Annotated in this window: 10 protein-coding genes and 1 tRNA gene; 7 read left to right on the forward strand and 4 right to left on the reverse strand. The window is 61.6% G+C overall.

Annotation, left to right across the window (positions count from 1 at the left end; genetic code table 11):
- Positions 1–169 precede the first annotated feature (169 nt).
- Positions 170–1,987, reverse strand: coding sequence for an ABC transporter ATP-binding protein (locus B0E55_RS28820; protein WP_049940979.1), 1,818 nt, complete (start codon positions 1,985–1,987; stop codon positions 170–172).
- 106 nt (positions 1,988–2,093) lie between these two features.
- Between B0E55_RS28820 and B0E55_RS28825 the strand changes: the two genes are divergently transcribed.
- A complete protein-coding gene (locus tag B0E55_RS28825) occupies positions 2,094–2,552 on the forward strand; it encodes a MarR family winged helix-turn-helix transcriptional regulator (RefSeq protein ID WP_003945320.1) in 459 nt (152 codons plus the stop codon).
- Between the two features lie 4 nt (positions 2,553–2,556).
- Here B0E55_RS28825 and ssb read toward each other — a convergent pair whose 3' ends face one another.
- Both ssb and B0E55_RS28835 read right to left on the reverse strand, forming a co-directional pair.
- Complete coding sequence (gene ssb, locus B0E55_RS28830; protein ID WP_007733347.1) at positions 2,557–2,970, reverse strand: single-stranded DNA-binding protein; 414 nt, start codon at positions 2,968–2,970, stop codon at positions 2,557–2,559.
- Positions 2,971–3,151: 181 nt separating this feature from the next.
- Complete coding sequence (locus B0E55_RS28835; protein ID WP_020908246.1) at positions 3,152–5,287, reverse strand: cytochrome c oxidase assembly protein; 2,136 nt, start codon at positions 5,285–5,287, stop codon at positions 3,152–3,154.
- Positions 5,288–5,384: 97 nt separating this feature from the next.
- Here B0E55_RS28835 and B0E55_RS28840 point away from each other — a divergent pair.
- The 6 genes from B0E55_RS28840 to B0E55_RS28850 all read left to right on the forward strand — a co-directional run bounded on the left by B0E55_RS28840 (position 5,385) and on the right by B0E55_RS28850 (position 13,237).
- A tRNA-Arg gene (locus B0E55_RS28840) sits at positions 5,385–5,460 on the forward strand.
- 118 nt (positions 5,461–5,578) lie between these two features.
- Entirely contained in the window at positions 5,579–5,737 is a 159-nt protein-coding gene (locus B0E55_RS31995; RefSeq protein WP_020908247.1) for a hypothetical protein, read from the forward strand.
- A gap of 450 nt (positions 5,738–6,187) precedes the next feature.
- Positions 6,188–6,331: a hypothetical protein gene (locus B0E55_RS32000; RefSeq protein WP_021333432.1), complete on the forward strand. Its 144-nt coding sequence runs from the start codon at positions 6,188–6,190 to the stop codon at positions 6,329–6,331.
- Positions 6,332–7,463: 1,132 nt separating this feature from the next.
- On the forward strand, positions 7,464–12,083 hold the full coding sequence (locus tag B0E55_RS28845; RefSeq protein WP_080910963.1) for a DUF5979 domain-containing protein: 4,620 nt from the start codon (positions 7,464–7,466) through the stop codon (positions 12,081–12,083).
- A 128-nt stretch (positions 12,084–12,211) separates the two neighbouring features.
- Positions 12,212–12,355: a hypothetical protein gene (locus B0E55_RS32005; protein WP_003945342.1), complete on the forward strand. Its 144-nt coding sequence runs from the start codon at positions 12,212–12,214 to the stop codon at positions 12,353–12,355.
- Positions 12,356–12,421: 66 nt separating this feature from the next.
- Positions 12,422–13,237 (forward strand): class E sortase, encoded by an 816-nt coding sequence (locus B0E55_RS28850; protein WP_019749117.1) that lies wholly within the window; start codon positions 12,422–12,424, stop codon positions 13,235–13,237.
- Positions 13,238–13,601: 364 nt separating this feature from the next.
- Here B0E55_RS28850 and B0E55_RS28855 read toward each other — a convergent pair whose 3' ends face one another.
- Positions 13,602–13,871 carry a putative quinol monooxygenase gene (locus tag B0E55_RS28855; protein WP_223257903.1) on the reverse strand — a complete coding sequence of 90 codons (270 nt, stop codon included), beginning with the start codon at positions 13,869–13,871 and terminating at the stop codon, positions 13,602–13,604.
- Positions 13,872–14,065 lie beyond the last annotated feature (194 nt).

Here is a 14,065-nt window from a genome sequence, read left to right on the forward strand (position 1 = left end):
AGCTTGTCGCCCTCGACTCCGTCGGCGCGGATCTCGTCGGCGAACTGTGAGATGTTGTCCAGAACCTGACCCATGATCTTTCCGCCTCCACTGATAGTCGATCAACGACCATTAAAGTAGAACACGTTCTAGAAACTTGCGGAAGTGAAATGGCCGACATTTCTTACACTCACACGGTCTGCAGTTCCGACGGGAGTTCGACGGCGTCGCTACCCGAGGCCGCAAGCAACTGTGCGTATCGCCCACCTTGTTGCACAAGTTCGTCGTGGGTGCCCTTTTCCACAACCACGCCCTGGTCGAGGACCGCGATGAGATCCGCATCTCGAACCGTGGAGAGTCGGTGCGCTACAACAAGAGTGGTGCGTCCGACCATCAGCTCGTCGAGCGCGTCCTGCAGCGCACGTTCAGTGCGATTGTCCAAGGCGCTCGTCGCCTCGTCGAGGACCAGGATCGGCGGATTCCGCAGAACTGTGCGCGCGATCGCGATGCGCTGTTTCTCACCACCGGAGAATCGGTAGCCGCGCTCGCCGACCATGGTGTCGTACCCGTCGTCGAGGCCGGAGATGAACTCGTGGATTTGCGCGATGCGCGCTGCTTGCTCGATCTCGGCGTCGGTGGCATCGGGTTTCGCGAACCGAAGGTTCTCACGAATCGTCGTATGGAAGAGGTACGTCTCCTGCGACACCACGCCCACCAGATCGGAGACCGTCGCCAGATCGAGGTCCCGCAGATCGATGTCGTCGATTCTCACCGATCCCGCAGTCGGGTCGTACAGACGTGCCGCCAAGTATCCGAGGGTGGTCTTGCCCGAACCTGTGGAGCCGACCAGCGCCAAGGTTCCGCCGGCCGGGACCGTGAGGTCGATGTTGTCGAGAGTCTTGCTGTCGGTTCCTGGATACGAGAAGTCGACGTGGTCGAACCGAAGTTCGCCGGACATCTTGGTGCGGTCGAAGCTCTTCGACTCTTCCGGATCCGCAATGTCGATCGGCAGATCCAGGTACTCGAACACGCGACTGAACAGTGCCATCGAACTCTGCACCTCGACGCCCGTGTTGAGCAGCATCATGGTGGGGCGGAACAATTGGGTCTGCAGTGTGGTGAATGCGACGAGGGTGCCGACGGTGATGGTGTTGCCGTGATCGAGAGTGAAACCGGCAAACCAGTAGACCAGTGCGGGCATGGCCGCGAAAGTGATCGACATGGTCGCCATGCGCCACTTGCCGGCCATCATGGCCCGGAGTTCGACGTCCGCGACTTCCGCTGAACGCTCGGTGAATCGATCCGTCAGAGCCGACTTCGCGCCGGTCGTCTTGCCGAGGAGAATGCCACTGACGGAGAGAGATTCCTCCACCTGGACCGACAGATCACTGAGTAGCTTCTGCCGCTTACCCGAGATCTTGCGGCGCTCGTCACCGATCTTGCGTGCGATACGGATGAACACCGGCAAGATCGCCAGCGAGAAGATGGCGAGTCGCCAATCCAGAAGGAACAGAGCAACAATGGTGGCTGCCACGGTCGTTGCATTCTGCGCGATGGACGTTGCCGTGTTGGTGACCACCGACTGCATACCGCCGATGTCGTTGGCAATGCGCGACTGAACTTCTCCGGTTCGGGTTCGAGCGAAGAATCCGAGCGACTGATTCTGCAGATGCGAGTAGACCCGCACACGCAGTTGGTGCATCAGTTTCTGGCCGATGCTGTTGGACATCCAAGTCTGCGCCACGCCGAGACAGCTCGTGATCACGGCAATGGCGATCATGCCGATGGCCAGAACGCTGACGAGTCCGAGGTTCTTGTCCGGGATCGCCTTGTCGAGCATTTCGCGTAGGAGCAGCGGACTGCCCAACGCCACGATCGCGCTGAGTGTGATGACCGCGGTGACGATGGCGATCTGAGTTCGATACGGCGCGAACAGTCCGAGTACGCGCTTTGCCGGTACGGAGTCCGCCGGAGTGATCTCGACAGCGGATCGTTCGATGTTTCGCATGTGATCTGGTTTCACGTTCTACCTCCTGGAGGCTTTCTCACCCTAGTTTCATATTGATGAGGTTACCTCACTATGAGGCTGACACCAACAACGCTAGACTGACGCCATGCATTCCCGAGAGCGCGAACTCACCGACGTAGTGATGTCCGTGGCACGGCTCATCCGCCGACGCCAAGTGGCAGCGCTGGAACCATTCGGTCTCTCGCCGTCGCAAAGCCGAGCGCTGCGAGTACTGACCCGAGTGGGCGAGCCGGTTCGACTCGGGTTTCTTGCCGAGCGATTGCGCATCGTTCCGCGGTCGGCGACCGACGTCGTGGATTCCCTCGAAGAGGCCGGATGGGTGCGCCGCACTCCCGATCCGAACGATCGGCGAGCCGTGTTACTCGAGCTCACCGACGCCGGCGCTACCCTCGCTGCCGACGTCGCGAAAGCTCAACGACGCGAATCCTCGGATGTGTTCGACGACCTCGACGAATCGGAGCGAGCAACTCTCACCGAACTTCTCGAGCGAGTGGACGCGGGGCACGACTCTCGGCCCCGCGACTGCCCGAAACCTTCGGTGTGAGTCCTCACGCAGCGACGGTGTCGACTGCGTCCTCGACATTCTCCGCCGACGTCGGCTTGCTCTGACGCTCGATCTTCGAGATGCAACGAGCAAGGTCCGCGCCAACTGCCGTCGCCCGCAACTCGAGATCGGAACGAGGCACACCCTCTTTGGTCGTGTACTCGTTGGTGCGCAACTCCCCCGCCACCATGACCGGATCACCCTTCATGATGGATGCGCCGACGCCGGTGACCAACCGCCGCCAGCAACTGACCGTGAGATAGAGGGTCGCTCCGTCCGTCCACTCTCCGGTCACCGCGTCTTTGCGACGCGTGTTGCTCGCCATCCGAAAGCTCAGCACCTCCTCGCCATTGGTTGTCTGCCGCTTCACCGGATTGGTGATGACGGTTCCGACAACCGTTGCATGCGTTTCGTACATGTCCGATCCCCCTTCGAACTCCAGAACCCGCCAACTGCCGCGGGGCCGATCATTGCGTCGGCAGTTTCGATTGTGGAACGGCAAACGCCTGGCTCGGGATTTCGATTTCCACCTGTGCATCGGCGGGACAGCTGTGGAGAAACAGCACTGCCCGAGCCAAACGGCCCGGGCAGTGTCGGAACTAAGTGCTAGTGGAGGATTCGTCGGATTTCTTCTCGCTGGGTGTCTCGTCCGCAGAGTCCTCGCTTGCAGTCTCCGCGTCAGCAGCCTCACGCGGTTTCCACCCCTCGCGGTCCCGCCTGGCCAATTCGGCGAACATGGCGTTGTGAGCAGCGAGGTCGGCGTCGTGGTCACGCTCGGCCGCACGGTCCGTTCGGCGCGCGGTCCTTCCGTCACTGCGCGACCACTGAACCAGCAGCGCGAGCATGACCACCATGAGTGGGATCTCGCCGGTCGCCCACGCGATGCTGCCGCCCAGCTGCTGATCGCCGATCAGGTCGTTGTTCCAACCGAGTCCGAGCGAGCGGAAGTACGCGCCGCCCATGACGGCGGTGGTGCTCATCAATGCCACGCCGAAAAACGCGTGGAACGGAAGTGAGCCGAAGACCATCGCCAGCTTGGTCACCGGCTGCAATTGGCGTGGTGACGGGTCTATTCCGATCGCCACCCAGTAGAAGAGATAGCCGCTGAGGATGAAGTGCAGGTTCATCAGCAGGTGAGCGCTGTGCGAGTCGACGGTCGCGCCGTAGATTCCGCCGAGATACAGCGCGTAGAAACCGCCGACGAAGAGAACTGCCGCAACGATCGGGTGGGTGATGAATCGTGAGAACGGGCTGTGCAGCGCGGTCAGAATCCACTCGCGAATGCCTGGCACGCCGTCCTTGCCCGCCGGATCGAGCGCCCGCAGAGCCAAAGTGATCGGCGCACCCAGAACCAGCAGGACTGGGCCCAACATCGACAGCGCCATATGTGCGCCCATGTGAACGCTGAAGACTGCCGGCGCGTACTTGCCGACACCGGACGACGTGGCGATCAGGAGCACCGCGCAACCGCTCATCCAGGCGATGGTTCGGCCGACGGGCCAGGAGTCTCCACGCTTGGCCAGCTTGCGCAGGCCGATGCCGTACAGAATCGCCGCAGCAATTGCGGCGGTGCCGAACATGAGGTCGAATCGCCAGTCCGTCACGAACGCCATGAACGACGGCGGGTCCGGAAGGTTGTAACCGAGTTCGACCTCGGGGATCGAGGGAATCGACAGCGGCGGAGGCGGCGGGGTACGACCGAGGCCGATCGCGAGACCGATGGTCGCCGCCATCACGATCGTTTCGGCGCCGGCAAATCGAATCAGGGCAGAGCGACTCTTCGGGTTCTCCGCCAGCGCCGGTAGCGCCCGACTCCGCTGAGCCCAACCGAAGAACCCGAGGATGATCAGTGCAACTGTTTTGGCGACGATCAATCGTCCGTAGGTCGTGGTGAACACGTCGTCGAGAGGCAGACGGACAATCGCATTGATGACGCCGCTGAATCCCATGACGACGAAGCAGATGGATGCGACCGTCGAAAAGCGTCGGGCTGCTACGTCGGTGTAATCGCCGCCGCGGCGCGCGTGGGCCAGTAGCGCGAACAACCCGCCGGCCCAGAGCGAAGCCGCCACGAGGTGCAGGATCAGACTATTGGTAGCGATGTCATGCGAGCCGCCCGAAGACGAGTGACCGGTGAGAGCAAGCGGCATCAGTCCGAGGAGACCGACCAGCAGCAGGAGCGGAGTCCACCACCAGCGCAGTGTCAGTCGGGCCAGGATCGCCAGAACAACCGCGATGATCGCCGTCCAACGCCAAGCGCCGGCGATCTCGACCTGATCGAGTCCCGACCAGAGGTTTGCCGGTTTGATCGCTTCGGCAAACGGCTGACCCGACGTGTCAGAGAGCGTCAGAGGCACCATCATGAACGAACAGATCGCCCACACGATCGCGGCGTGCGATGCAGTTCGGACTGCCCGATAGCCGTCGACGTCGAGGACACCCGACTTCTGCGGCGGCACGAAGAACGCGGCCAGAAGCAGTGACCCGATCGCGATGACTGCGGCGATCTCCCCCAGTGCGCGCATCGCGGGCAGGCCGTACGTGGTGATCGGGCCTGGATCCGGGATACCCAGAAGAGTCAGTGCCTGCGACGCGGAGAATCCCACCACGATGGCTGCGGTGAGCCCTGCGATGAGTCCACTGACCACGAATATCGCGGTCGAAGAAGCGGGTGCACCGCTGTGCTGTGTGGACTCCGGTGGGGAATCTGTCGGCGCGAGGTCGGGTGTAGCCATACCTCAAGGGTAGGACCTTCGCGAACCGACTACGACAACGCGTCGGAGTTGGGCGGCGCGCGTCACATCCCGAACCCTCGAGTATGATGTTCCACGCGCCTCCGTAGCTCAGGGGATAGAGCAAGAGCCTTCTAATCTCTTGGTCGCAGGTTCGAATCCTGCCGGGGGCACCACAAGATTTGATTCACGGATAGTCACACTGCGTGGACGAGCGGCCGCTGGGCAGAGCAGTCCGATCCGGACCGAAACCTAGCCCACAAATTACGTGCCGTCCGCAGTAATCTGCCTCGCATGAAGAAGGCACTTCCGAAGACCCTGAAGTCACTCGCCCGGACGGTTGGAATCCTGGCATTCGCGATCGTCGTGGTATCCGTCGTCGAGAGGTTCACCGGAGCACATCAACCGACGACCGGTCCCGCGTCGTTGACCGGACCCGACCAATCGTTGTAGCCCTTCCCTTGCGACAAAGGCCGTCTCACGAAGTTCTACGACGAGAGCCGGTAGGCAATTGCCCACCAATGCCGGCTGAGTCGCGTGCACCGCGCTATACAGAGCGGCCGTGAGTGTCACAGAACCTCTCAGCTCTGGATCCCAAGGCGTAACAGCAGCCGGGGCAGTCGAACCTTGCGGGCAGCCATGGGTGTAGCACCAATGACACAAGCTGCGTCAGAATGGTTGCGCGAGAACTCGATTCGTAGGTCCGATTTCGCGAAGTGTCCAGAGAGCTGCGAAAAGTACCGGCTGTGGGACCTCGCGGCTACTCGGTGCGGTTGCTCGGATGTGGCGACTGCGCACCGATCGAACCGGCCGCATCCGCCGTCAGCGACTACGCAACGACCGTCACCATTTGACTCCGGGCATCGAAAGCGCTTGAAAAGTAAGCCATTTCATCGTGCCGAGATGCGCGAGAACGACCTGAACTTGCGAGGTCTCGAGATCTTCGAAGAAGCCTCCGACGTGGCATTTTCCGAGATCCACTCACATCCCAGGCAGTGCCTCATCCGTGCGCACAAGAGCGTCGCCAAAAGTCGCTGCGGCGCGTGATCAGCTGGACTGACGTAACCGTACCGAAGGCTTTCTACGAAAAGCTGGGCGATTCTTCGTCTCGAAATGCCATGTCGGCCCCCGAAGCATTAGCGACGGTTAACTCAGGCCGAAATCCAATCTGCTAAGAAAAACGAATCTAATGTGACCCCTATCTCTGGATCCTTTCAGAACAGGGGTTTCGATGACGCGCGACTGAATTCACCCCCTAATTCACCCTCCTCCTATACACAGAAAAATGATTTGCATTTATGTCGAGCGTGTGTGCACAGATAATTCGCTCCACGCCTTGTCGTTCCGACAGCAAATAAGGGGCGGTGAACTGCATAAAGGCCCATTCGGTACAGCAGCGCCGACTCGGCTCGGCCGCTCACCGATTGTCGACAAGGGCCAAGGCAGGCATGCAACTGATGGTCGAGATCGAATTGTGATGAACCAGCCAGTTAACTTGAAAGAAATCAACGGAAGATAGATATACCCAGCTAAGCGCATTTTTTCTTGCATGGACGCACGTCCATGGCGTGTCCAGCTATGCGATTTGCTCGTGTTAGATTCCTGATTGCGCATCGCCCGGTTTGCGCCTTCTGCGTTGTTTGCGCGGAATTTGCATCTTCTCGCGAACGGCCCCGCGCACATTTCTTTACGTTGTGCCAAAGAAAGGAATTTCATGAAAACCGTCACGGCAGCGAAGCACGCAGCACGAAGACTCCCCCTCGGAGCCATCGCACTGTTGCTATTGCTATCCGGGATGGTGCTCATGCCCGAACTGCAATGAATCGCGCAGGAAAGATCCTCGGCCGCAGCCTTTAGTACCTCGTAGGTCGTCGCGTTAGGGAATGCCGGCGGTCGATCTTTCTTGGAATTTCCTGGCCTACCCAGAGCCGGCCGTCGGTCTGCGCTGGCGCCAACCAGGTCCGATTACCAACTGTTCGGCTCCGCAATAGGACGCCTGAGAATCACCAACGCTCGCATTCAGGCTCCAGAGCTGCTCCAAGGTCCCGTTTCGCTATTCGCCGGCCCCGGAAACGGGGCCTAAATCATGTGTTCTGAACGAAAGGTGTTCGTCATGCGTAACCGTGTCTTCCCACGCCGTGCCGGGGAGGGGGTGGTGTCTCGGTGGGCGGGGTTGGGGATGATTGTTGCGGTCCTGGCGCTGGTCATATCGTCGTTCTCATTCGTCCAAGTTGCCTCGGCAGATGACATCGGGACCTCGACCACCACAGTTCCGACCACCACAGTTCCGACCACAACGAAGCCGCCCGCGACTACGACGGAGGCGCCACTGAAAACGACGGCGCCGCCTACTTCCACGTCGGAGTCACCCACTTCTGCGAAACCGCCGATCACATCCACAGCGCCCCCGTCTACGACTTCTGTGGCGGCGCAGCGACTGGCCGCACGCGGAGTCAATCCCGGCATCGATGTGAAAATCACCGACGTCCAGGTCGAGGGAAAGAACGACCAGCAGATCACGGTCGGGGACTCCGTCACGGTGAAGGGCACCTGGGACGCGTCAAGCGCGAGCCCGCAACCGGGCGACCAGTTCACCATCGGATTCCCTGACGAGTTGAAGCTCCAGTCCAACCCGACGATCGCGCTCGAGGGCGACGACGGGACGGTTTGGGGCACATGCGATCTGGTTGCTTCCACCAATCTGATGACGTGTGTTCTCTCCGATGCCGTGGCGGATCGCCCGGACGAGGTGAAGGGCGATTTCTTCGTCTACACCAAGGCTGTCGCGTACACCACCGAAGAGAAAGTTGATTTCACGATCAACGGCAGTTTCGACGTGACGCACGAGCTACCCGGCGGTGGCGGCATCAGCGACGGCAGCGTGATCAGCGCTGCCAAGAAGTCCGGCCAACTCCAGGGCAACAAGCAGTCTGTGCGCTGGACCATCGACATTCCCGGTGCCGATCTGGCCGCACTGGACGCGGGCGGCACCGGTTCGGTGACCCTGAGCGACGCGCTCTCAGAGAACATGAAGCTGTGTACGGGCAACCTGCTCAACGCGAAGCTGTTGTCCGGTCGCCCGAACGATCTCAAGCCGGTCGCAGGCGGCGTCACCGTCACCCAGAGTGCCGCTGGAGATCCAGTCAGCATCGCGCTCGACAACGGCGGCCCCTTCGAAAGAAACAAGCTCTACCGCATCGAGTACACCTCGTGCACAACCAGCGGCGAAGTGGACAACACGGGCACCGTCTACGACAACTCCGTGACCATCGGCGGGAACACCGTAGGCGCGGCAGGCGTCGGCCAGGATTGGTCGCCACAGACCGGGCCGTCGAAGTCCGGCGGTTGGGCCGGGGGCACCCGGTACAGCGAGATCGACTGGAGCATAACGCTTCCGGGCACTTTCATCGCGAGCCTCCCCGACCAGAAAGTCATCATCAAGGAGACTCTCGGCGCCAATCACGAGGTCTGCGAGGGCGGCCTCGTCCCGACGGTCTGGCGCGCGAACCGTCTACCCGGGCTGAACGGTGAAACAACCAACCACGTCAACGTCACCTCCGAGTTCGACATCGACGCTTCCGGTGCCACGGCGAGTGCCCAATCCTTCAGCATGACCATCACGCCGAAGGAAAAGATCAAGCAAGACTCGACGCAGTACTACTACGTGAAGTTCCGGTCCTGTGTGATCGAGAAGGAGGTGCCGGACTCCTCTGATGTGTTCACCAATACGGCGGTCGTCAACGGCATCTCCAAAGACGCTTCGGTGACGGGGCCCAAGTTCGAGGGCGGCAAGACCGGCACGCTCAACACCGAACCGAAGGACGTCGCGGGCGAGAAGCAGCCTGCCGGCACGACCATCGACTGGAAGGTGCAGGTCTCCGGGCACACCCTCGAGGGCCTCGACGCACCGGCGGTCATCACCGACACGTTCTCCGACAGCTTGGCGGTGTGTGATGTCAGCGGCGATCTGAAGAAGGACCTCAATTTCAAGGTCACCGCGCGCGACTTCCTTGCAAAAGAGGGCGGGACGGACATCACCGCGGGCACCACGGTCACACGCAGCGGCGACAACGGGATTGCCATCACCCTCCCGAAGGACGCGGGCGACTACAACCGTGAGACACGCTATTACGTCGAATACACCCTCTGCACCAGCAGCGGTGGGCTGGATCAGCGCGGCACGGTTTACGGGAACTCGGTCTTCTACAACGGCAAGACTCAGTCGACGCAGAGTGTCAAGCAGGAATGGGGCGGTGGCGGCACCGGTCAAGGTGTGTCGCGGGGCTCGTTCTCGCTTCTGAAGGAGATCGCTCCCTTCTCCGAGAAATTCCCGCAAGACACCGAGTTCACCGTGAAAGTCGAGGAGTTCGCCCCCGGGCAAATCCCAGCGACCGACGCCCCGGTGAGCTCCTACGAGATCAAGGTGAAGGCTGACGGGACACCGGTCAGTGGGATCAACCCCCGCGGAACCGGCTGGCAGATCCGACTGTCCGAGATCAACCTCCCCACCGTTGACGGTGTGTATTTCGAGAGAGGGACTTTCCGCCCGTCAGAGGGTGTGACGCTCAACGGGGACCGCACCGAGGCGCTGGTGACCATCACGCCGAAGAGCAATGTCGGTGTCACACTGCTCAACAAAGCGAGTCTGGGATCGGCGCGGATCACCAAGTCCGTCATCGGTGACGGAGCGCGCACGGGACTCGAGGCTTTCGTCGTCAACGCAGAGATCGCCTTTGGTGACGACGCCGCCGGCAACGAGTTGCGTCAATTCACTCTGAAGGACGGTCAGCACTACGAACTGGGCAAATTGCCCATCGGAGCGAAAGTCACCTTCACCGAGGTACAACCGATGAACACCGACCTCGTGACCTGGTCGGAGCCGGTGATCAACCCGAAAATGCTCACCATCGGCGCCGATGCGTCGGCGAACACGGTCTCCGTCACCAACGAGGCCAAGATCACGCAAGGCACCTTCGAAGTGAGCAAGAAACTCACGGGCCCGAAGGCGTTCGACAAGGCCGTACCGGCGAGCTTCGACGTGATTGCCACCTGGCTCGATACGGACGACAAACCGCAGAGCAAGACACTGTCTCTTCCGTCCGACGGCACCGCGGTTCCGTTCGGCGAGAACCTGCCCGGTGGCACCGAAGTCACACTGACAGAGCTGGTTCCGGCAAACGGTGACGGTCTCGCCTATGGCGTGCCCGCATACTCCGGGAATGTCAGGATCAATCCGGACAACGCAGCCGTGGTGACCATCGGCAAGGATCTGCGCAAGATCGAGGTGTCGAACTTCGTCGACGTCAACGACGGCACTCTGCGCATCGCAAAGCAGGTCGGCGGTGAGGCCGCCGAGGCCGTCGGCGACGACGTGGAGTTCACGGTCGAGGCGCGTTGGCGCGACGGTGTGGAGTACCGCACCCAGGTGCTGAGCGTCAAGCAGGGACAGACCACACCGCTCGGCGTCGACCTCCCCGTCGGCACCGAGGTGACCTTCACCGAGACCGGCCGTCCCGATGTCGACGGAGTCGAGTGGGGCACCATCTCCTGGGGAACCAGCCCGGAAGGCGAATCGTGGCTGCATTCGAACCTCGACGGCACCGCGACGGGCATAGTCTCCGACGACCCGACCGACGGTCGACTGATCACGCTGTCGAACGAGGCGCTGTGGAAATTCGGATCGGTCGAATTCACGAAGTTCATCCTCGACGCTGACGGCAACCCCGTCCGCGCCCCCGAGGCCGACCTGCCTGACAGCACGAAGTTCGAAGTCCGTATCGACGGAATCGATCCGGCGCTCCCCGCCGGAACCGATTTCCCGGCAGTGGGCCAGACCATCACCCTCGATGCCGGAAACGACTGGAGCTGGACGTCCGACGAGGTTGTGCCGCGGAACACCGTGATCACCTTCTCCGAGGTCGACCCCAAGCCCCTGGCCGGTATCGACTGGGCGCGGCCGTATTACTACGTGTCCGCGGATGCCGGTGACGCCGAATACCGCGACACCGTCAAGGCGGTAGCCGGTGAGAAGGCTGTGGTGGAGATCCACAACCGCCCGATCCCGACCACCGAGGTGGATATCGACAAGATCGTGACCGGCCCCAAGGGCGGCCAGGTGGCAAAGGACGGATCCACGATCTTCCAGGTCACGGCTACGTGGACGGACATCGACAATGAGGCGCGGTCTTGTGTTCTCGATGTCAGACCGGGCGCTTCGGTCACTCCGACCGCCCAGTGCGACGCAGCCGTCATCGACGGCCGGGTCCAGTTCCCGCTGAACACCGACATCACTTTCACAGAAACCGGTGCTCACACTGACGTCACCAACGTCAAGTGGGGTGAAGTGATCTGGGGCGTCAAGGAAGGCAAGGCGGACGTCTCGAATATCGACGGCGACCCGACCGCAACTTCCGTCAAGCTCACCGGCGAAGCAAACAAGTCGGTGGTCCTGGGACTCGAGAACAAAACCAGCAGCAATGGGCTGATCATCATCCCGATCCCGATCCCGCTGCCGCCGGGGGAAATCCCGACGTGGCCGGGCTCTGAGGTACCCGGAGGACCAGGCACCGACGTGTCGACTCCCGGCAACAACACTCCCGGCAATAACGGTGGTGGACACAACGGTGCTCCGGGCACGCCTGCTCCGGGAAATCCTGCTCAGGCCAAACCGGACCAGTCATCGTCCCTGCCGGTAACCGGCGCGAACGTCATCTGGCTCGCCGGTCTGGCGCTGGCGCTGATCGGCGGTGGCGCATGGCTCACCCTGCGTAACCGCAAGCGTGCACCCGGCCGGGAGTAACTCCCAACCAGGAATACCGAAACAGGGCGGGTGGCGACCTACGCCTGGTCGCCCCCGCCCTGTTTCACCGTCACGACGTATCTATCTCGCGGCCGCCCCCGTGGCCCACCCCTCGAAGGAGAAACACCATGTCATTCCTCCCGTTCCCGATCGTCATCGAAGGCATCGAGACCACTGGTTCTGCCGCGATCGACGGCCTCGGTCGCCTGTCCGTACTCCTTTACGATCTCCTCGGCGGTACCGGAAGCGCCACGATCAACGCGGGCAGCTAGTTCGATACGGCACCAATTCGACACATCAGCTAGCTCGGTAGATCTGTGAAGAGGAGACCCCGGTCCGTGAGCGATACCAAAGTTCGAGGGCATCGGCGGCCGGGCACAGGCCAGGTAATCGGCGAACTGCTCCTCACGGCCGGGGTCGTCGTCCTGCTGTTCGTCATCTATGAGGCGTTCTGGACCAATATCGTCTCAGGGCGGCTCCAGGACGAGCTCAACAACAGTCTGGAGGAATCCTGGGCCGAAGACCCCGAAGCCCCAGGAGCGATCGACGGTCAGCCGGTGTCCCCGCTGATCCCTGTGCTCGGCGAGGGATTCGCGCGCGTGCATTTCCCCACACTCGGCGCCGCGTACGCAATCGTCGAGGGCACACGCAACGAGGACCTGCGGGCCGGCCCCGGCCACTACCCGGACTCGCAGATGCCCGGCGAAGCCGGAAACTTCGCGCTCGCCGGGCACCGCAATGGTTCCGGCGCAGTCTTCCAACACCTGGATCGACTCGATGCATGCGATGCCGTCGTCGTGGAGACCGAGTCCCAGTGGATGACGTACCGGTTACTCCCACTCGACCAGGCCTCGCCCGAACGTCGCGCTGCGGCGAAAGCCTGCTTGAATCCCGAGCAAGCCGATCGGGTTTCCGAAGGCGACTACGCCCATCTCCTCGGGCGGCACATCACCGTGCCCGGGGATGTTGCGGTCGTCAACCCGCTGCCCGGAAGCCCTTGGGCCGAGCCCGACGCCACGCTGGAAAGTATGTTGACACTGACCACGTGCCATCCGCTCTACTCGAACAGCGAACGCTTGATCGTCCACGCGGTTCTCGTCGAAACAATCTCGAAGACTTCGGGCACCATTCCCGCGGCATTCCAGGAGCAATGAATGTACGGCTACCTCTGGGGCGCGCTCCCCGGCCCCCGACCAGTGAAGGCCCTGCTGGCGATCGTTCTCTTGGTCGCGGTGGTGCTGCTACTCATGGAAGTCGTATTTCCTTGGGTGTCAGAGCATATGCCCTACTCCGACGTGACCGTATAGAGCGCCCGTGCAGGTCGGCCGACACCGGCACAAGGCCCGGCTGGAGCCCGAAGGCGCTGTCCTACATCGGACTCGACGGACCTACGATGATTCTGGCGTGTCGATGCAAACCAGTTTCCGCGTGTGTCGGAACGGCTCGCCTAGTTGACGCTCGAGGCTCTCCGGAATGTTCGTTCGACGCCTGAGCGAGCACTGAGACCGGACTCCGCCGCTACAGAACCTTCGTGAAGATCTGCGCCGGCGCTGCCGTCTCGAGCTTGTCCAGCGCCTCAACCAACCTGACGAAGTGCTCGGTATGAGTGTGGGCGTCGAGGTGCTCCTGCGATTCCCATTCCTCCGCCAACACGAGCTCGCAGGGATTGTCGGTGCGCTGCAGTAACTCGTAATTGATGCAGCCGACCTCTTTTCGGGTCTCGGTGACAAGTTCGTCATACAACCGAAGCACTTCCGCGAGATCGCCCTGCTCCACCGTTGTTGGCACCAACACCCTGATCACAAAGACTCTCCGATTCGACTGTCCTGCAATAGCCCGTCGGCTCGAAGTCTGCCGTAGACCTCCGACAGATCGACATTTCCGTTGTGACTCGAAGTTTGCGGACAGGCGCAATATCTACGAAACACCCCCGATACCGGAGGTTCGTAGGGTTTGCCGAAGTCGGGCTCGCAATCAGCAGC

The organism is Rhodococcus sp. 66b (assembly GCF_002076325.1).
Classification (GTDB): domain Bacteria; phylum Actinomycetota; class Actinomycetes; order Mycobacteriales; family Mycobacteriaceae; genus Rhodococcus_F; species Rhodococcus_F erythropolis.